Origin of the sequence: Bartonella sp. A1379B (genome assembly GCF_002022485.1) — a bacterium.
GTDB lineage: Bacteria > Pseudomonadota > Alphaproteobacteria > Rhizobiales > Rhizobiaceae > Bartonella > Bartonella rochalimae.
Map to the genome: position 1 here is coordinate 162,685 of NZ_CP019780.1, position 22,813 is coordinate 185,497.

The window sequence follows — 22,813 nt, forward strand, 5'->3', positions numbered from 1 at the left end:
AATGTGTTTTTTATTGAGGGGTTTATTATGAAAAAAAAATCAACACAAAATATCATTAAAACGGTTTCATTAGGAGCAGCGGTATCTGCTCTTTTGTCCAGTACTTCTCCTGTTTTTTCAGCTAATGTTGCAATAACAGGAGCGACTATTTACAGTTCAAATGACCCTGCTTCTGCTTATATTGCTTATATAAAGGGGAGTCATGGTAGTATTGTTTTAAACGGTGATAATGATTATTGTGGTGTTGATAATGTTGCCGGTCGCGGTGGTGCTCAAAAACCTGGGACGGCCATAACTGCAGAAGAGCAATATGAGAGGTTTATTAATAACGAAACATTTTCTGGTCGGAATCCTTATGGCTCCTCAACAAAAAAAGTTAATTGGACTGGAGGAGGAAATTCTGTTGCAGTTACTTCTTATGGTATTGCTGGTTATGATCCTAGAGTTAACGGTAGCTCGGCGATAAATGATTTTGTATGGAAAAGTACTAAAGGCGTAGTCAGTGTTGGTAATCCTCAGAATGGCGTAACTAGACAGATTGTGGGAGTAGCGGCTGATACTGATTTGTCAGATGCAGTGAATGTTGCACAGTTACAAGCATTAAGAGAGATGATTCTTACAGGGGGTGATAGCCTTATTCAACAAGATGGGCAGACAGGTCTGATTACCATTGGTCGTAGTGTTAATGGAGATACAATCGATATTATAAACAATGAAAAGCAATCGCGGAAGATTTCTGGTCTTGGGGGTGGAGAAGTTTCTGAACATTCAACTGAGGCAGTAAATGGATCTCAGCTTTGGGAGACTAATGGAAAAATTTCAGAATTAGAGACTGAGATTGATAATATAGAGACGAATATAACTCAGATTCAGGCTAATGTAACAAAAGTTGCGCAAAATACATCAGCATATTTTGGAGGTGGTGCGGATATTTTGAATGATAAAGCACCAACGTATACCGTTAATGGCTCTAAGTATAATGATGTTGGCTCGGCGTTTGAAGGTGTTGATAATAGTTTTACGGAAATTAATAATAAAATCTCCGATATCACGGAAAATAGCCTTGTTCAGCAAGATGCGGCTCAGGATAATCTTATTACAATTGGAGCGGAAACAGGTGGCATTGAAATACATGTTAATAACAATGCAGGTAAAAGGCGGAGGATTGTTGGTGTTTTGGGAGGAGCGATTACCAAAGGATCCTCTGAGGCAGTGAATGGTGGACAGCTTTGGGATACTGAACAAGATATTGAAGAATTGGATTATAATACATCAAAGTATTTTGGAGATGGTGCGGATGTTTTGGTTGGTAAAGCGCCGACTTACACAATTAGTGGCTCTGAGTATAATGATGTTGGTTCAGCATTTAAAGGTGTTGATACGACTTTTACGGAAATTAATAATAAAATCTCTAATATAACGGAAAATAGCCTTGTTCAGCAGGATTCAGCTCAAGATGGTCTTATTACTATTGGAGCGAAAACAGGTGGTACTTTAATTGATATTACGAACAGTGAAGATGAATACCGGAAAATTACTGGTGTTGATGATGGAGATGTTACTGAGCAATCAACGGATGCAATAAATGGTGGTCAGTTTTGGCGGATTGCAAGCAATATATCAGAGTATTTTGGAGGTGGTGCGGATGTTTTTGGTGGTAAAAGACCAGACTATGAAATTGATGGTATTACCTATAATGATGTTGGCTCGGCGTTTGAAGGTGTTGATGTTGCTTTTACGGAAATTAATAATGAAATCTCCAATATAACGGAAAATAGCCTTGTTCAGCAAGATTCAGCTCAAGATGATCTTATTACTATTGGAGCGAAAACAAATGGTACTGTAATTGATATTAAAAACAGTACAGGTGATCTACGGAAGATTACTGGTGTTGATGATGGAGATGTTACTGAGCAATCAGTGGATGCAATAAATGGTGGTCAGCTTTGGCAGGTTGCAAGCAATACATCAAAATATTTTGGAGGTGGTGCGGATATTTTGAATGATAAAGCACCAACGTATACCGTTAATGGCTCTAAGTATAATGATGTTGGCTCGGCGTTTGAAGGTGTTGATAATAGTTTTACGGAAATTAATAATAAAATCTCCGATATCACGGAAAATAGCCTTGTTCAGCAAGATGTGGCTCAGGATAATCTTATTACAATTGGAGCGGAAACAGGTGGCATTGAAATACATGTTAATAACAATGCAGGTAAAAGGCGGAGGATTGTTGGTGTTTTGGGAGGAGCGATTACCAAAGGATCCTCTGAGGCAGTGAATGGTGGACAGCTTTGGGATACTGAACAAGATATTGAAGAATTGGATTATAATACATCAAAGTATTTTGGAGGTGGTGCGGATGTTTTGGTTGGTAATGCGCCAACTTACACAATTAGTGGCTCTGAGTATAATGATGTTGGTTCAGCATTTAAAGGTGTTGATACGACTTTTACGGAAATTAATAATAAAATCTCTAATATAACGGAAAATAGCCTTGTTCAGCAGGATTCAGCTCAAGATGGTCTTATTACTATTGGAGCGAAAACAGGTGGTACTTTAATTGATATTACGAACAGTGAAGATGAATACCGGAAAATTACTGGTGTTGATGATGGAGATGTTACTGAGCAATCAACGGATGCAATAAATGGTGGTCAGTTTTGGCGGATTGCAAGCAATATATCAGAGTATTTTGGAGGTGGTGCGGATGTTTTTGGTGGTAAAAGACCAGACTATGAAATTGATGGTATTACCTATAATGATGTTGGCTCGGCGTTTGAAGGTGTTGATGTTGCTTTTACGGAAATTAATAATGAAATCTCCAATATAACGGAAAATAGCCTTGTTCAGCAAGATTCAGCTCAAGATGATCTTATTACTATTGGAGCGAAAACAAATGGTACTGTAATTGATATTAAAAACAGTACAGGTGATCTACGGAAGATTACTGGTGTTGATGATGGAGATGTTACTGAGCAATCAGTGGATGCAATAAATGGTGGTCAGCTTTGGCAGGTTGCAAGCAATACATCAAAATATTTTGGAGGTGGTGCGGATATTTTGAATGATAAAGCACCAACGTATACCGTTAATGGCTCTAAGTATAATGATGTTGGCTCGGCGTTTGAAGGTGTTGATAATAGTTTTACGGAAATTAATAATAAAATCTCCGATATCACGGAAAATAGCCTTGTTCAGCAAGATGCGGCTCAGGATAATCTTATTACAATTGGAGCGGAAACAGGTGGCATTGAAATACATGTTAATAACAATGCAGGTAAAAGGCGGAGGATTGTTGGTGTTTTGGGAGGAGCGATTACCAAAGGATCCTCTGAGGCAGTGAATGGTGGACAGCTTTGGGACACTGAACAAGATATTGAAGAATTGGATTATAATACATCAAAGTATTTTGGAGGTGGTGCGGATGTTTTGGTTGGTAAAGCGCCGACTTACACAATTAGTGGCTCTGAGTATAATGATGTTGGTTCAGCATTTAAAGGTGTTGATACGACTTTTACGGAAATTAATAATAAAATCTCTAATATAACGGAAAATAGCCTTGTTCAGCAGGATTCAGCCCAAGGTGGTCTTATTACAATTGGTAAGAATGTGAATGGTACTGAAATTAGCATCCTAAACAATAAAAAGAAGCAACGGAAGATTACTGGTGTTGCGGATGGGCTTGTTTTTGAAAAATCAACCGATGCCGTGAATGGTGGACAGCTTTGGAAAACAAATCAAGATATTGAGAAACTCAATCATAGTGTAGAAAAAGCAGAGACAGATATAACGAATATTCAAGGTGATTTATCAAAGGTTGCAGTGTATACATCGAAATATTTTGGAGGTGGTGCGGATGTTCTGAGTGGTAAAGCACCAACCTATACCATTAATGGCTCTAAGTATAATGATGTTGGTTCAGCATTTAAGGGTGTTGATGGTTCTATGAAGGATATTCGTAATGAAATCATTAATATCACGACGAATAGTCTTGTTCAGCAAGATATAGATACGAAACTTATCACCATTGGTGCAAGAAGAGGCGGCACTAAGATTGATATTTCAGATCGGCCAGGAAAAGATAGAACTCTTTCTGGTGTAAAAGCTGCGGTACAAGGCAATGAAGCTGTTAACAAAGACCAACTTGATAAAAGTTTAAGAGAGATTAACAAAGATTTTGAGACTATGAGTGCTGCTGCAGTTCTTTACGATAAGAGGCCAAATGGTAGTATTGATTATAAAAACATTACTTTAGGTGGACAGAAGAGTAAGGGACCAGTTGCTATTCATAATCTTAAAGATGGTGTAATTTCTAATGAATCGAGTGATGCTGTTAATGGAAAACAGATTAATAAACTCTCTGGAGATATTGCGAACATTTTTGGTGGTGGTACAGAATTCAGCAATGGTGCTTTTACGCGACCAGTTTATGATTTATCGCATGTGACAACGGAAGGAATTGTAACAAGAAAGATCTATAATGATGTTGGTTCGGCTTTTGCAGGGCTTGATGCGAATATTAAAAATGTAAATACGCGCGTACAGTATGTGATTGACGACTTTAATGACAAAATTGCCAATATTTCTAGTGATGCTTTGTTATGGAGTGAAAAAGAAGGAGCTTTTGTTGCACTTCATGGATCTAAAGGCCAAGCAAAACAAAATAGCAAACTGACATTTCTTTTAGATGGGGAAATTGATATTAATTCGACAGATGCTATTACAGGGAAACAGCTTTTTCAGATGAGTAACAAGCTTGCTTCTTATTTTGGTGGCGGTGCTAAATATAGAGATGGAAAATGGACAGATCCTACTTTTACGATTTATAAGTTTGGTGCCAATGGTTCTACTTCTGCTGTCTATAAGGATGTTGCCAGTGCTTTTGCTGGTGTGAATGGCGGGATGTCCATTTTAAATGACCGAATTAAAAAGCTTGAAAAGCAAGGCGGACAAGGTGGTCCTGGTTCAGATGCTTTACAATGGAATGAAGAAAAAGGCGCTTATGATGCAAACCGAGAAGGAAAGGACAGTAAGATTACTGGTGTTGCAAATGGTAAAGTTGAAAAAGACTCGAAAGAGGCAGTTAATGGTGGGCAACTTTGGGATACCAACGAACGCGTTACGAATGTTGAAAATAAAGTAGACCATATGTCTAACACGATTAACGGTATAGCTGAGAATACTGTTCAATATGACAAAGATGCAAATGGCAAAAAGACCAATAAAATCACTTTAGCAGGAGGTGATGCTGGGCAACCTGTTGTCATTGACAATGTTGCAGATGGTAAGATTGAAGCAGGCTCGAAAGAAGCAGTTAATGGGGGGCAGTTACATGACTATACCAAGCAACAGATGGAGATTACTCTTGACGATGCAAAAAAATACACAGATGAAAAGGTCAAGAATATTGTTGTCGATGCTATTGATGACGCGGTAGAGAAGGCAAAAGACTACACGGATATGAAGTTTGATGCTTTAAATTATAACATTGAGGGAGTCCGAAAAGAAGCAAGACAAGCTGCAGCAATTGGTTTAGCAGTCGCTAACTTGCGGTATAACAATATTCCTGGTGCATTAAGTGTTGCATTTGGAACTGGTTTATGGCGTAGTCAATCTGCTCTTGCTTTTGGTGCTGGTTATACATCTGTAAATGGCAATATCCGTTCTAATGTGTCTGTGACAGGTGCGGGAGGTCATTGGGGTGTTGGTGCAGGAGTCAGCTTTACCTTGCCAGTGCGTTAATAGTCTATAGAAGCGCACGGTATGATTATCGTGCAGCGATATTAAGAGAAATACATTAAGATTAAGACGGATATTTTCTTAAATCTCTTTTACGTCTTTCCTTCAAAAATGAGGGAAGGGCGTAAGTTTTTTATAAAGAGAAAACTCTATAGATTAATAGAGCAATCTTTTCTTTTATAGAATTTATTTTGTAATCTTATTCACAATAAATACATGATCTGATTTTGTTGGGATGTCTTTTTTAATTAAGCGATTCATATTTAATTTTTTGCTTTCTATGCTCTATATTGGTTCTCTCATTATGGGCTATTAAAAATAAAGCAGACTATGTTTGGAAATGTGAAGGATTTTTCTATGTTTTGTAGAGGTTATTGTGTGTATCGAACAGTTATCCAATAATTCTTAATTTGAGTGAAGAGGCAGTAGACTTTTTGAATAAAGAAGTGTGAGTCTAAAATTTTGAATTCAAGTATTATTATAAATCAAGTATTATTATAAATAAAGTCTTATTCTAGATGCTTCTGGTGTCGGTGTCTCAGATATATCTTAAGGCAATTCATTCCTAAAAATACGATTTTGGCGGAATCAAGATAAGCTCAGATGTTTCTATTGGTAGATTCGATTGAAATATTATGAGAATTGAAGATTTTATAATTGGTGAGAATGTGCTGGTAAATAATGATGGTAATAAAACTATGGAAAACCTAAATAATCATTTCGATAATATCGAAAAGAAAATAAAGCATGATGATTTAAGTGGAATGCAGGGACCTATGAGGTCATGTCATAATAGTGCAGCATGGTAAATGAGCGGTGTGGCAGATGGTAAAGTAGAAAAAGGCATTGAGTGATGTGGTTACAGGAAATTAGCTTTGAAAAAATCAAAAAGCGGATGATCTTGAAAACACATTTGAGAGTTTAGTTCAATACAATAAAGACGAAGATAGCAAGAAAACCAAAAAATCACTTGAGCAGGAGAAGATATAAATACTCCTGTTATGATGAAGATATGGACAATGATAAAGTCACGAAGAATCTGAAAGAAGCTATTAATGGAGAACAATTGCATGAAAAACTAAAAAATGTTCTCGATGATGCAAAATGCTACTTCTAAAGCTAAAGATTATACCAATATGAATTTTGAAAGCTGAATTATAATATCAAGAGTGTAAAAAAGAAGAAAAATAAACACTATCGCGGTTATTAATTCGTTCTAAGAGATCAGCTTTAAAACTAAGCATAACAAAAATACGGCAATATCAATTTCCATTTATCTTCACTGCTAAAGACTCTCCTTACACTACCTCTATAACTCCTATCAGAAGATTCTTAGAGCATAAAAGAAGACATCTATATTCACCCCTCAATTCGAATAGATACACTGAATAAGAAAAAATAATCCTTGAAATTTTATTCTTTGTGCTCTATGCATTGAAATAAAATACACGTATAGAAAACAACAAAACCCCCAATTGTATACTCAACTGAGGCTAACATAACAAAAAACACTAAAGGAATCAGAATAAGCTAACTCCAGCAAACAAAATCACTCTTATCTTAAAAAATATCTATAAACCCTATACAACATCCATAACACAGGTCTCTCTTCTTAAATTTAGCGCCTAAACCTTAATATAAGGTAAATATGTCTTTTTAATGTCAATCACTCTAACCAAAAAATCTTTATAAAATGCACCAAACCCTAAACAAAAAAACTACAATCTCATTAATTGAAGAATTCTTAAAATGACTACTACCTCATCTCATGTTCTTCAATAACCCCTAAATGTGTCTTTTTGATGTCAAAAAAACATTTTTTATTATTGGAGGATTTCTTATGAAAAAATCATATCTTATCTTAAAAAGCGGTGATTTAAGGGGATATTCTTTTTCTCGTCGTTCACCTTTGTTGAAAGCTGCTTCATTAGGAACAGCTATGGCAGCGCTCCTATCGAGTGTTGCGCCTGTCGTTGCATCTAATTTTTCTCCAACAGAGCAGCAAACAACGATACAAAGTTCACAGAGTCTTAAGGGCACAGGTGTGATTTCCTTAAAAGCTCCTGAGAAAGCTTCAAAAAAATCTCGTGATTCTGTTTTTGCGAGTGATCGTTACTGTGGTATCGACAATATCGTTGTTTCTAATTCCTCTGATTCCGTTGTTTCTAATTCCTCTGATTCAAAGAAGATAATCAGTGAGGAAAGTTATGTAAATCTTCTCACACATCACAAATTTGATAATTGGTGCTCTCGTGGTTTTGGAGTTCAACAAGCCACTTGGACTGTTGATGGTAAAAATACAGTTCTTGATGTGTATGAGACACGTGTTTTGAATAATAGGTTGGGAGATGAATGGCTTCCGAGAAGTACGGAAGTTTGGGTCGGTTCTGGGGCTGAAGCGGCAGGTGATTTTTCTATCGCTATAGGTCATAATGCTTATGCCGATGCAGCCCGCTCGATTGCTTTAGGTGCTGGAGCTCGTGTCGTTATAGAACGCTCGGTTGCTTTAGGTGCTGGATCTGAGGTTGGTGTAAGCGTAAAGCAACCAGGTTATGATCCTTGGACAGATAAGTTGTCGGTAAAAAGTAATCATATATGGAAATATAATGACGGGATAGTCTCTATTGCTGCTCCTGTTGCTCGTATACCAACCTCACGACTACTTACCGGAGTAGCAGCTGGGATACAGGATACTGATGCTGTGAATGTTGCTCAGCTGCAGGCTTTAAGACAATGGACAGTAATGATTGCGAAGAACGCTTCAACCTATTTAGGAGGTGGAGCGGACATTCTTAGTAATGAAACTCCAACTTATAAGATTCAAACTTCAGGTTATAGTGATGTAGGATCGGCATTTAAGGGTGTTGACAGCTCGATTAGTGATCTTTATTCAAAGATTGGGAATGTAGCAGGGAATAGCCTTGTACAGCAAGAAGGAGGGGGTAGCGGTCGTATCACGATAGGTTTGAAGACGGGTGGCACGGAAATTAATTTTATGAACCAAGTACTCCAAGGTCGTACGCTTTCTGGTTTGGCGGATGGAAAGCTTTCCGACAGTTCGACAGAAGCGGTTACAGGCAAACAGCTTTATAATGTTGATACCAAGCTCACTAAAACCACACAAGATGTTACAAAAGTCCAAGGAGAAGTCGCAACGATTGCGAAGAATACCTCTGCCTATTTAGGAGGTGGAGCGGACATTCTTGGTGGGAAAGCTCCAACTTATAAGATTCAAGGTTCAAATCATCGTGATGTAGGATCGGCATTTGTTGGCGTTGATGGTTCGATTACAGATCTTTATTCAAAGATTGCGAATGTAGCAGGGAATACCCTTGTACAGCAAGAAGGAGGGGAGAGCAGTCTTATCGCGATAGGTTTGAAGACGGGTGGCACGGAAATTAATTTTATGAACCGAGTACGCCAAGGTCGGAGGCTTTCTGGTTTGGCGGATGGAAAGCTTTCCGACAGTTCGACAGAAGCGGTTACAGGCAAACAGCTTTATGATGTTGATACCAAGCTCACTAAAACCACACAAGATGTTACAAAAGTCCGAGGTGATATTACGAAAATCCAAGGGGATGTTACGGAAGTTCAGGGGGGTATTACAAAAGTTCAAGGAGATGTCTCAACGATTGCGAATAATACCTCTGCCTATTTAGGAGGTGGAGCGGGCATTCTTTCTAATGTAGCGCCGACTTATAAGATTCAAGGTTCAAATCATCGTGATGTAGGATCGGCATTTAAGGGTGTTGATGGCTCGATTAGTGATCTTTATTCAAAGATTGCGAATGTAGCAGGGAATAGCCTTGTTGAGCAAGAAGAAGGGGAGAGCGGTCGTATCACGATAGGCTCGAAAGTTGGTGGAACAGCAATAGATCTTACGAATAAAGAAGGCCAAGGTCGGAGGCTTTCTGGTTTGGCGGATGGAAAGCTTTCCGACAGTTCGACAGAAGCGGTTACAGGCAAACAGCTTTATGATGTTGATACCAAGCTCACTAAAACCACACAAGATGTTACAAAAGTCCGAGGTGATATTACGAAAATCCAAGGGGATGTTACGAAAGTTCAAGGCGATGTTACGAAAGTCCAAGGAGAAGTGTCAACGATTGCGAAGAATGCTTCAGCCTATTTAGGAGGCGGAGCAGATATTCTTAGTGGTGAAGCTCCAACTTATAAGATTCAAGGTTCAAATCATCATGATGTCGGTTCAGCATTTGTTGGTGTTGATGGTTCGATTACAGATCTTTATTCAAAGATTGCGGGTGTAGCAGGGGGTAGTCTTGTTGAGCAAGAACAAGAAGAGAGTAGCAAAGGTCGTATTACGATAGGTTCGAAAGTTGGTGGCACGGAAATTAATTTATTGAATAATCAGTCAGTTGCACGTGTTCTCTCTGGTTTGGGTGATGGAGCTATTTCGGAAGGCTCGAACCATGCAGTTACTGGAAACCAACTTTACCTTACGAATAAGAAGGTCTCTGAATATTTAGGTGGTGGAGCAGGCTATGAAGATGGAGAATGGGTAGATCCTACTTTCACGATTAATGTGCTACAAGAAGATGGTTCTACAGAAGAGAAAGAATATAAGAATGTAGCGGATGCATTAAAAGATATTAGCAGCTCCTTCACGACGGTTGTAGAGACAAACCTAATTCAACAAGAAGAAAGTGAAGATGAAAGCGGTCGCATCCTGATAGGTTCGAAGGTTGGTGGTACGGAAGTTAATCTTACGAACAAAGACGGAGAAGGTCGTACGCTTTCTGGCTTGAAGGATGGAAAGCTTTCCGACAGTTCGACAGAAGCGGTTACTGGAAAGCAGCTTTATGAGGTTGATACTAAGCTAACTGAAAAAGTTTCTGATGTGAGCAAGAACGTAGCTGATCTTTCTACGAGTATGGATAAAGTTCAAGGCGATGTTACGAAAGTCCAAGGAGAAGTGTCAACGATTGCGAAGAATGCTTCAGCCCATTTAGGAGGCGGAGCAGATATTCTTAGTGGTGAAGCTCCAACTTATAAGATTCAAGGTTCAAATCATCATGATGTCGGTTCAGCATTTGTTGGTGTTGATGGTTCGATTACAGATCTTTATTCAAAGATTGCGGGTGTAGCAGGGGGTAGTCTTGTTGAGCAAGAACAAGAAGAGAGTAGCAAAGGTCGTATTACGATAGGTTCGAAAGTTGGTGGCACGGAAATTAATTTATTGAATAATCAGTCAGTTGCACGTGTTCTCTCTGGTTTGGGTGATGGAGCTATTTCGGAAGGCTCGAACCATGCAGTTACTGGAAACCAACTTTACCTTACGAATAAGAAGGTCTCTGAATATTTAGGTGGTGGAGCAGGCTATGAAGATGGAGAATGGGTAGATCCTACTTTCACGATTAATGTGCTACAAGAAGATGGTTCTACAGAAGAGAAAGAATATAAGAATGTAGCGGATGCATTAAAAGATATTAGCAGCTCCTTCACGACGGTTGTAGAGACAAACCTAATTCAACAAGAAGAAAGTGAAGATGAAAGCGGTCGCATCCTGATAGGTTCGAAGGTTGGTGGTACGGAAGTTAATCTTACGAACAAAGACGGAGAAGGTCGTACGCTTTCTGGCTTGAAGGATGGAAAGCTTTCCGACAGTTCGACAGAAGCGGTTACTGGAAAGCAGCTTTATGAGGTTGATACTAAGCTAACTGAAAAAGTTTCTGATGTGAGCAAGAACGTAGCTGATCTTTCTACGAGTATGGATAAAGTTCAAGGCGATGTTACGAAAGTCCAAGGAGAAGTGTCAACGATTGCGAAGAATGCTTCAGCCCATTTAGGAGGCGGAGCAGATATTCTTAGTGGTGAAGCTCCAACTTATAAGATTCAAGGTTCAAATCATCATGATGTCGGTTCAGCATTTGTTGGTGTTGATGGTTCGATTACAGATCTTTATTCAAAGATTGCGGGTGTAGCAGGGGGTAGTCTTGTTGAGCAAGAACAAGAAGAGAGTAGCAAAGGTCGTATTACGATAGGTTCGAAAGTTGGTGGCACGGAAATTAATTTATTGAATAATCAGTCAGTTGCACGTGTTCTCTCTGGTTTGGGTGATGGAGCTATTTCGGAAGGCTCGAACCATGCAGTTACTGGAAACCAACTTTACCTTACGAATAAGAAGGTCTCTGAATATTTAGGTGGTGGAGCAGGCTATGAAGATGGAGAATGGGTAGATCCTACTTTCACGATTAATGTGCTACAAGAAGATGGTTCTACAGAAGAGAAAGAATATAAGAATGTAGCGGATGCATTAAAAGATATTAGCAGCTCCTTCACGACGGTTGTAGAGACAAACCTAATTCAACAAGAAGAAAGTGAAGATGAAAGCGGTCGCATCCTGATAGGTTCGAAGGTTGGTGGTACGGAAGTTAATCTTACGAACAAAGACGGAGAAGGTCGTACGCTTTCTGGCTTGAAGGATGGAAAGCTTTCCGACAGTTCGACAGAAGCGGTTACTGGAAAGCAGCTTTATGAGGTTGATACTAAGCTAACTGAAAAAGTTTCTGATGTGAGCAAGAACGTAGCTGATCTTTCTACGAGTATGGATAAAGTTCAAGGCGATGTTACGAAAGTCCAAGGAGAAGTGTCAACGATTGCGAAGAATGCTTCAGCCCATTTAGGAGGCGGAGCAGATATTCTTAGTGGTGAAGCTCCAACTTATAAGATTCAAGGTTCAAATCATCATGATGTCGGTTCAGCATTTGTTGGTGTTGATGGTTCGATTACAGATCTTTATTCAAAGATTGCGGGTGTAGCAGGGGGTAGTCTTGTTGAGCAAGAACAAGAAGAGAGTAGCAAAGGTCGTATTACGATAGGTTCGAAAGTTGGTGGCACGGAAATTAATTTATTGAATAATCAGTCAGTTGCACGTGTTCTCTCTGGTTTGGGTGATGGAGCTATTTCGGAAGGCTCGAACCATGCAGTTACTGGAAACCAACTTTACCTTACGAATAAGAAGGTCTCTGAATATTTAGGTGGTGGAGCAGGCTATGAAGATGGAGAATGGGTAGATCCTACTTTCACGATTAATGTGCTACAAGAAGATGGTTCTACAGAAGAGAAAGAATATAAGAATGTAGCGGATGCATTAAAAGATATTAGCAGCTCCTTCACGACGGTTGTAGAGACAAACCTAATTCAACAAGAAGAAAGTGAAGATGAAAGCGGTCGCATCCTGATAGGTTCGAAGGTTGGTGGTACGGAAGTTAATCTTACGAACAAAGACGGAGAAGGTCGTACGCTTTCTGGCTTGAAGGATGGAAAGCTTTCCGACAGTTCGACAGAAGCGGTTACTGGAAAGCAGCTTTATGAGGTTGATACTAAGCTAACTGAAAAAGTTTCTGATGTGAGCAAGAACGTAGCTGATCTTTCTACGAGTATGGATAAAGTTCAAGGCGATGTTACGAAAGTCCAAGGAGAAGTGTCAACGATTGCGAAGAATGCTTCAGCCCATTTAGGAGGCGGAGCAGATATTCTTAGTGGTGAAGCTCCAACTTATAAGATTCAAGGTTCAAATCATCATGATGTCGGTTCAGCATTTGTTGGTGTTGATGGTTCGATTACAGATCTTTATTCAAAGATTGCGGGTGTAGCAGGGGGTAGTCTTGTTGAGCAAGAACAAGAAGAGAGTAGCAAAGGTCGTATTACGATAGGTTCGAAAGTTGGTGGCACGGAAATTAATTTATTGAATAATCAGTCAGTTGCACGTGTTCTCTCTGGTTTGGGTGATGGAGCTATTTCGGAAGGCTCGAACCATGCAGTTACTGGAAACCAACTTTACCTTACGAATAAGAAGGTCTCTGAATATTTAGGTGGTGGAGCAGGCTATGAAGATGGAGAATGGGTAGATCCTACTTTCACGATTAATGTGCTACAAGAAGATGGTTCTACAGAAGAGAAAGAATATAAGAATGTAGCGGATGCATTAAAAGATATTAGCAGCTCCTTCACGACGGTTGTAGAGACAAACCTAATTCAACAAGAAGAAAGTGAAGATGAAAGCGGTCGCATCCTGATAGGTTCGAAGGTTGGTGGTACGGAAGTTAATCTTACGAACAAAGACGGAGAAGGTCGTACGCTTTCTGGCTTGAAGGATGGAAAGCTTTCCGACAGTTCGACAGAAGCGGTTACTGGAAAGCAGCTTTATGAGGTTGATACTAAGCTAACTGAAAAAGTTTCTGATGTGAGCAAGAACGTAGCTGATCTTTCTACGAGTATGGATAAAGTTCAAGGCGATGTTACGAAAGTCCAAGGAGAAGTGTCAACGATTGCGAAGAATGCTTCAGCCCATTTAGGAGGCGGAGCAGATATTCTTAGTGGTGAAGCTCCAACTTATAAGATTCAAGGTTCAAATCATCATGATGTCGGTTCAGCATTTGTTGGTGTTGATGGTTCGATTACAGATCTTTATTCAAAGATTGCGGGTGTAGCAGGGGGTAGTCTTGTTGAGCAAGAACAAGAAGAGAGTAGCAAAGGTCGTATTACGATAGGTTCGAAAGTTGGTGGTACGGAAGTTAATTTTACGAACAAAGATGGAGAAGGTCGTACGCTTTCTGGCTTGAAGGATGGAAAGCTTTCCGACAGTTCGACAGAAGCGGTTACTGGAAAGCAGCTTTATGAGGTTGATACCAAGCTTACTGAGACCACGCAAAATGTTACGAAAGTCCAAGGAGAAGTGTCAACGATTGCGAGGAATGCTTCAGCCTATTTAGGAGGCGGAGCAGATATTCTTGGTGGAGAAGCGCCGACTTATAAAGTCCAGGGCAATGATTACAATAATGTAGGATTAGCATTTGCAGGCGTTGATGATAGTCTTTCAGATATTTATAAAGAACTTTCGGGTGTTGGAAGTAAGAGCCTTGTACAACAAGAAGAAGGGGAGAGTGGTCGTATCACGATAGGTGCGAAGACGGGTGGCACGGAAATTAATTTATTGAATAATCAGTCAGTTGCACGTGTTCTTTCTGGTTTAGGTGATGGAGCTATTTCGGAAGGCTCGAACCATGCAGTTACTGGAAACCAACTTTACCTTACGAATAAGAAGGTCTCTGAATATTTAGGTGGTGGAGCAGGCTATGAAGATGGAGAATGGGTAGATCCTACTTTCACGATTAATGTGCTACAAGAAGATGGTTCTACAGAAGAGAAAGAATATAAGAATGTAGCGGATGCATTAAAAGATATTAGCAGCTCCTTCACGACGGTTGTAGAGACAAACCTAATTCAACAAGAAGAAAGTGAAGATGAAAGCGGTCGCATCCTGATAGGTTCGAAGGTTGGTGGTACGGAAGTTAATCTTACGAACAAAGACGGAGAAGGTCGTACGCTTTCTGGCTTGAAGGATGGAAAGCTTTCCGACAGTTCGACAGAAGCGGTTACTGGAAAGCAGCTTTATGAGGTTGATACTAAGCTAACTGAAAAAGTTTCTGATGTGAGCAAGAACGTAGCTGATCTTTCCACGAGTATGGATAAAGTTCAAGGCGATGTTACGAAAGTCCAAGGAGAAGTGTCAACGATTGCGAAGAATGCTTCAGCCTATTTAGGAGGTGGAGCAGATATTCTTAGTGGTGAAGCTCCAACTTATAAGATTCAAGGTTCAAATCATCATGATGTCGGTTCAGCATTTGTTGGTGTTGATAGTTCGATTACAGATCTTTATTCAAAGATTGTGGGTGTAGCAGGGGGTAGTCTTGTTGAGCAAGAACAAGAAGAGAGTAGCAAAGGTCGTATTACGATAGGTTCGAAGGTTGGTGGTACGGAAGTTAATTTTACGAACAAAGATGGAGAAGGTCGTACGCTTTCTGGCTTGAAGGATGGAAAGCTTTCCGACAGTTCGACAGAAGCGGTTACTGGAAAGCAGCTTTATGAGGTTGACACCAAGCTAACTGAAAAAGTTTCTGATGTGAGCAAGAACGTAGCTGATCTTTCTACGAGTATGGATAAAGTTCAAGGAGATGTTACAACGATTGCGAAGAATGCCTCATCCTATTTAGGAGGTGGATCGGATATTCTTGGAGGTATAGCACCAAGTTATAAAGTCCAGGGTAGTGATTACAGTAATGTAGGAGAAGCATTTGCAGGTGTTGATGGTAGCCTTTCAGATATTTATAAAGAACTTTCGGGTGTTGGAAGTAAGAGCCTTGTACAACAAGAAGAAGGGGAGAGTGGTCGTATCACGATAGGTGCGAAGACGGGTGGCACGGAAATTAATTTATTGAATAATCAGTCAGTTGCACGTGTTCTCTCTGGTTTGGGTGATGGAGCTATTTCGGAAGGCTCGAACCATGCAGTTACTGGAAACCAACTTTACCTTACGAATAAGAAGGTCTCTGAATATTTAGGTGGTGGAGCAGGCTATGAAGATGGAGAATGGGTAGATCCTACTTTCACGATTAATGTGCTACAAGAAGATGGTTCTACAGAAGAGAAAGAATATAAGAATGTAGCGGATGCATTAAAAGATATTAGCAGCTCCTTCACGACGGTTGTAGAGACAAACCTAATTCAACAAGAAGAAAGTGAAGATGAAAGCGGTCGCATCCTGATAGGTTCGAAGGTTGGTGGTACGGAAGTTAATCTTACGAACAAAGACGGAGAAGGTCGTACGCTTTCTGGCTTGAAGGATGGAAAGCTTTCCGACAGTTCGACAGAAGCGGTTACTGGAAAGCAGCTTTATGAGGTTGATACTAAGCTAACTGAAAAAGTTTCTGATGTGAGCAAGAACGTAGCTGATCTTTCTACGAGTATGGATAAAGTTCAAGGCGATGTTACGAAAGTCCAAGGAGAAGTGTCAACGATTGCGAAGAATGCTTCAGCCTATTTAGGAGGTGGAGCAGATATTCTTAGTGGTGAAGCTCCAACTTATAAGATTCAAGGTTCAAATCATCATGATGTCGGTTCAGCATTTGTTGGTGTTGATAGTTCGATTACAGATCTTTATTCAAAGATTGTGGGTGTAGCAGGGGGTAGTCTTGTTGAGCAAGAACAAGAAGAGAGTAGCAAAGGTCGTATTACGATAGGTTCGAAGGTTGGTGGTACGGAAGTTAATTTTACGAACAAAGATGGAGAAGGTCGTACGCTTTCTGGCTTGAAGGATGGAAAGCTTTCCGACAGTTCGACAGAAGCGGTTACTGGAAAGCAGCTTTATGAGGTTGACACCAAGCTAACTGAAAAAGTTTCTGATGTGAGCAAGAACGTAGCTGATCTTTCTACGAGTATGGATAAAGTTCAAGGAGATGTTACAACGATTGCGAAGAATGCCTCATCCTATTTAGGAGGTGGATCGGATATTCTTGGAGGTATAGCACCAAGTTATAAAGTCCAGGGTAGTGATTACAGTAATGTAGGAGAAGCATTTGCAGGTGTTGATGGTAGCCTTTCAGATATTTATAAAGAACTTTCGGGTGTTGGAAGTAAGAGCCTTGTACAACAAGAAGAAGGGGAGAGTGGTCGTATCACGATAGGTGCGAAGACGGGTGGCACGAAAGTTGATCTTACGAACAAAGACGGCAAAGGTCGTACGCTTTCTGGCTTAACGGATGGAAAGCTTTCAGACAGTTCGACAGAAGCGGTTACTGGAAAGCAGCTTTACGAGGTTGACACCAAGCTAACTGAAAAAGTTTCTGATGTGAGCAAGAACGTAGCTAATCTTTCTACGAGTATGGATAAAGTTCAAGGAGATGTTACAACGATTGCGAAGAATGCCTCATCTTATTTAGGGGGTGGATCGGATATTCTTGGTGGAGAAGCGCCGACTTATAAAGTCCAGGGCAATGATTACAATAATGTAGGATTAGCATTTGCAGGCGTTGATGATAGTCTTTCAGATATTTATAAGGAACTTTCGGGTGTTGGAAGTAAGAGCCTTGTACAACAAGAAGAAGGGGAGAGCGGTCGTATCACGATAGGTGCGAAGACGGGTGGCACGAAAGTTGATCTTACGAACAAAGACGGCAAAGGTCGTACGCTTTCTGGCTTAACGGATGGAAAGCTTTCAGACAGTTCGACAGAAGCGGTTACTGGAAAGCAGCTTTATGAGGTTGACACCAAGCTAACTGAAAAAGTTTCTGATGTGAGCAAGAACGTAGCTAATCTTTCTACGAGTATGGATAAAGTTCAAGGAGATGTTACAACGATTGCGAAGAATGCCTCATCCTATTTAGGAGGTGGATCGGATATTCTTGGAGGTATAGCACCAAGTTATAAAGTCCAGGGTAGTGATTACAGTAATGTAGGAGAAGCATTTGCAGGTGTTGATGGTAGTCTTTCAGATATTTATAAGGAACTTTCGGGTGTTGGAAGTAAGAGCCTTGTACAACAAGAAGAAGGGGAGAGCGGTCGTATCACGATAGGTGCGAAGACGGGTGGCACGAAAGTTGATCTTACGAACAAAGACGGCAAAGGTCGTACGCTTTCTGGCTTAACGGATGGAAAGCTTTCAGACAGTTCGACAGAAGCGGTTACTGGAAAGCAGCTTTATGAGGTTGACACCAAGCTAACTGAAAAAGTTTCTGATGTGAGCAAGAACGTAGCTGATCTTTCTACGAGTATGGATAAAGTTCAAGGAGATGTTACAACGATTGCGAAGAATGCCTCATCCTATTTGGGAGGCGGATCGGATATTCTTGGAGGTATAGCACCAAGTTATAAAGTCCAGGGTAGTGATTACAGTAATGTAGGAGAAGCATTTGCAGGTGTTGATGGTAGTCTTTCAGATATTTATAAGGAACTTTCGGGTGTTGGAAGTAAGAGCCTTGTACAACAAGAAGAAGGGGAGAGCGGTCGTATCACGATAGGTGCGAAGACGGGTGGCACGAAAGTTGATCTTACGAACAAAGACGGCAAAGGTCGTACGCTTTCTGGCTTAACGGATGGAAAGCTTTCAGACAGTTCGACAGAAGCGGTTACTGGAAAGCAGCTTTATGAGGTTGACACCAAGCTAACTGAAAAAGTTTCTGATGTGAGCAAGAACGTAGCTGATCTTTCTACGAGTATGGATAAAGTTCAAGGAGATGTTACAACGATTGCGAAGAATGCCTCATCTTATTTAGGGGGTGGATCGGATATTCTTGGTGGAGAAGCGCCGACTTATAAAGTCCAGGGCAATGATTACAATAATGTAGGATTAGCATTTGCAGGCGTTGATGATAGTCTTTCAGATATTTATAAGGAACTTTCGGGTGTTGGAAGTAAGAGCCTTGTACAACAAGAAGAAGGGGAGAGCGGTCGTATCACGATAGGTGCGAAGACGGGTGGCACGAAAGTTGATCTTACGAACAAAGACGGCAAAGGTCGTACGCTTTCTGGCTTAACGGATGGAAAGCTTTCAGACAGTTCGACAGAAGCGGTTACTGGAAAGCAGCTTTATGAGGTTGACACCAAGCTAACTGAAAAAGTTTCTGATGTGAGCAAGAACGTAGCTGATCTTTCTACGAGTATGGATAAAGTTCAAGGAGATGTTACAACGATTGCGAAGAATGCCTCATCCTATTTGGGAGGCGGATCGGATATTCTTGGAGGTATAGCACCAAGTTATAAAGTCCAGGGTAGTGATTACAGTAATGTAGGAGAAGCATTTGCAGGTGTTGATGGTAGTCTTTCAGATATTTATAAGGAACTTTCGGGTGTTGGAAGTAAGAGCCTTGTACAACAAGAAGAAGGGGAGAGCGGTCGTATCACGATAGGTGCGAAGACGGGTGGCACGAAAGTTGATCTTACGAACAAAGACGGCAAAGGTCGTACGCTTTCTGGCTTAACGGATGGAAAGCTTTCAGACAGTTCGACAGAAGCGGTTACTGGAAAGCAGCTTTATGAGGTTGACACCAAGCTAACTGAAAAAGTTTCTGATGTGAGCAAGAACGTAGCTGATCTTTCTACGAGTATGGATAAAGTTCAAGGAGATGTTACAACGATTGCGAAGAATGCCTCATCCTATTTGGGAGGTGGATCGGATATTCTTGGAGGTATAGCACCAAGTTATAAAGTCCAGGGTAGTGATTACAGTAATGTAGGAGAAGCATTTGCAGGTGTTGATGGTAGTCTTTCAGATATTTATAAGGAACTTTCGGGTGTTGGAAGTAAGAGCCTTGTACAACAAGAAGAAGGGGAGAGCGGTCGTATCACGATAGGTGCGAAGACGGGTGGCACGAAAGTTGATCTTACGAACAAAGACGGCAAAGGTCGTACGCTTTCTGGCTTAACGGATGGAAAGCTTTCAGACAGTTCGACAGAAGCGGTTACTGGAAAGCAGCTTTATGAGGTTGACACCAAGCTAACTGAAAAAGTTTCTGATGTGAGCAAGAACGTAGCTGATCTTTCTACGAGTATGGATAAAGTTCAAGGAGATGTTACAACGATTGCGAAGAATGCCTCATCCTATTTAGGAGGTGGATCGGATATTCTTGGAGGTATAGCACCAAGTTATAAAGTCCAGGGTAGTGATTACAGTAATGTAGGAGAAGCATTTGCAGGTGTTGATGATAGCCTTTCAGATATTTATAAAGAACTTTCGGGTGTTGGAAGTAAGAGCCTTGTACAACAAGAAGAAGGGGAGAGTGGTCGTATCACGATAGGTACGAAGACGGGTGGCACGAAAGTTGATCTTACGAACAAAGACGGCAAAGGTCGAACCCTTTCTGGCTTGAAAGATGGAAAGCTTTCAGGTCGTTCAACTGAAGCAGTTACCGGGAAGCAGCTTTACAAGGTTGACACCAAGCTAACTGAAACCACGCAAAAAGTTTCTGATGTGAGCAAGAACGTAGCTGATCTTTCTACGAGTATGGATAAAGTTCAAGGAGATGTTACAACGATTGCGAAGAATGCCTCATCCTATTTAGGAGGTGGATCGGATATTCTTGGAGGTATAGCACCAAGTTATAAAGTCCAGGGTAGTGATTACAGTAATGTAGGAGAAGCATTTGCAGGTGTTGATGATAGCCTTTCAGATATTTATAAAGAACTTTCGGGTGTTGGAAGTAAGAGCCTTGTACAACAAGAAGAAGGGGAGAGCGGTCGTATCACGATAGGTGCGAAGACGGGTGGCACGGAAATGAGTTTATTGAATAATCAGTCAGTTGCACGTGTTCTTTCTGGTTTAGGTGATGGTGCTATTTCGGAAGGCTCGAACCATGCAGTTACTGGAAACCAACTTTACCTTACGAATAAGAAGGTCTCTGAATATTTTGGTGGCGGAGCAGGCTATGAAGATGGGGAATGGGTAGATCCTACTTTCACGATTAATGTGCTACAAGAAGATGGCGCTACGGAAGAGAAAGAATATAAGAATGTAGCGGATGCATTAAAGGATATTAGCAGCTCCTTCACGACGGTTGTAGAGACAAACCTAATTCAACAAGAAGAAAGTGAAGATAAGAGTGGTCGTATCACGATAGGCTCGAAGACGGGTGGATCGGAAGTTAATCTTACAAACAAAGACGGAGAAGGTCGTACGCTTTCTGGCTTGAAGGATGGAAAGCTTTCTGACAGTTCGACAGAAGCAGTTACAGGCAAACAGCTTTATGAAGTTGACACCAAGCTAACTGAAACCACGCAAAAAGTTTCTGATGTGAGCAAGAACGTAGCTGATCTTTCTACGAGTATGGATAAAGTTCAAGGAGATGTTACAACGATTGTGAAGAATGCCTCATCCTATTTGGGAGGCGGATCGGATATTCTTGGAGGTATAGCGCCAAGTTATAAAGTCCAGGGTAGTGATTATAGTAATGTAGGTGAGGCCTTTGCTGGCGTTGACACAACATTGACAGAGATCCGTCAAGAAATGACTGAAAGTACTGAAAATGTTGCACAAAATAGCTTATTGTGGAGTGATAGTGAGCAGGCTTTTGTTGCACGTCATGGTAAAAAAGGACAAGAAAAAAATAGTAAACTTAAGTTTCTTCTTGATGGAGATATAGCAGAGGATTCGACTGAAGCGATCACAGGAGCACAGCTTTATAAAACAAACAAACGATTTGATGAAGCAAACATGCAACTTTCTGAATATTTAGGAGGTGGAGCTGGATATAAAGATGGTGTATGGACTGCTCCTACGTTTAATATTGTTCAATTTAATTTTGGTGGTAAAGCTAATGGACCGGAATACAAAGAGTATAATAGTGTAGCTGGTGCTTTTGATGGTGTTAATCAAAGTCTGAAAGATTTGAATAATCGTTTAGGTGATGTCGAAAATCAGACAGAACAGGCAAAAAATGATACGATAAAATGGGATGAGAATAAAGGTGCTTATGACGCAAGCCGTAAAAATAAAGATGGAAAAATGGAAAGCACAACAATTACTGGTGTGAAAGATGGTGATGTAAGCGAAGGCTCTACTGAAGCAGTTACCGGGAATCAGCTTTGGAATACGAATCAAAAAGTTGATAAACTTGAAAATGAATTTAATGATTTTAAGAATGAAACTGGTCAGAAGGCAGAGGGAGCAGTTCAATATGATAAAGATAAGGATGGGAAGAAAACCAATAAAATTACGTTAGCAGGAGGCGATGCCAGTGCACCTGTTGTGATCGATAATGTTGGTGATGGTAAAGTTGAGAAAGGTTCGAAAGAAGCTATTAATGGAGGTCAATTGTATGAGAAGATGGCACTTGTTCTCGATGATTCAAAGAAGTATACAGACGAAAAGGTACAGGAAGCTAAAGATTACACTGATAAGAAGTTTGAGAGCCTGAATTATAATATTGAGGGCGTAAAAAAGGAAGCAAGACAAGCAGCAGCTATTGGTCTAGCAGCAGCTAATCTTCGTTATAATGAAATGCCTGGAAAACTAAGCATTGCGGTTAGTAGCGGTTTATGGAGAAACCAATCTGCCTTTGCTTTTGGTGCTGGCTATACATCTGAAAACGGTAATATACGCTCTAATATTTCTATAACAAATTCAGGCACAAATTGGGGTATAGGTGGAGGTATACAATTTACACTTAATTAACCCCCTAAATAACAGCTAATTTTAAACAAAGAACTTTCGCTTTATAATCAAAAGCGGAAGTTTTTTTTGGCAAAAAAATGTCCAAATACTTAAAAAAAACATAAA

The 22,813-nt window shown here is 40.4% G+C and carries 2 protein-coding genes; both read left to right on the forward strand.

Going from position 1 to position 22,813, the window contains the following annotated elements:
- The first annotated feature begins 27 nt into the window (after window positions 1–27).
- On the forward strand, window positions 28–5,745 hold the full coding sequence (locus BA1379B_RS06950; RefSeq protein WP_078692291.1) for a Vomp family autotransporter: 5,718 nt from the start codon (window positions 28–30) through the stop codon (window positions 5,743–5,745).
- Between the two features lie 1,837 nt (window positions 5,746–7,582).
- Window positions 7,583–22,708 carry a YadA-like family protein gene (locus BA1379B_RS06960; protein WP_236829062.1) on the forward strand — a complete coding sequence of 5,042 codons (15,126 nt, stop codon included), beginning with the start codon at window positions 7,583–7,585 and terminating at the stop codon, window positions 22,706–22,708.
- The last annotated feature ends 105 nt before the right edge of the window (window positions 22,709–22,813 follow it).

Excerpts from the sequence above, each read along its gene's own strand:
- BA1379B_RS06960 (WP_236829062.1), top strand. The coding sequence starts at position 7,583 with ATGAAAAAATCATATCTTATCTTAAAAAGCGGTGATTTAAGGGGATAT.
- BA1379B_RS06950 (WP_078692291.1), top strand. The coding sequence starts at position 28 with ATGAAAAAAAAATCAACACAAAATATCATTAAAACGGTTTCATTAGGA.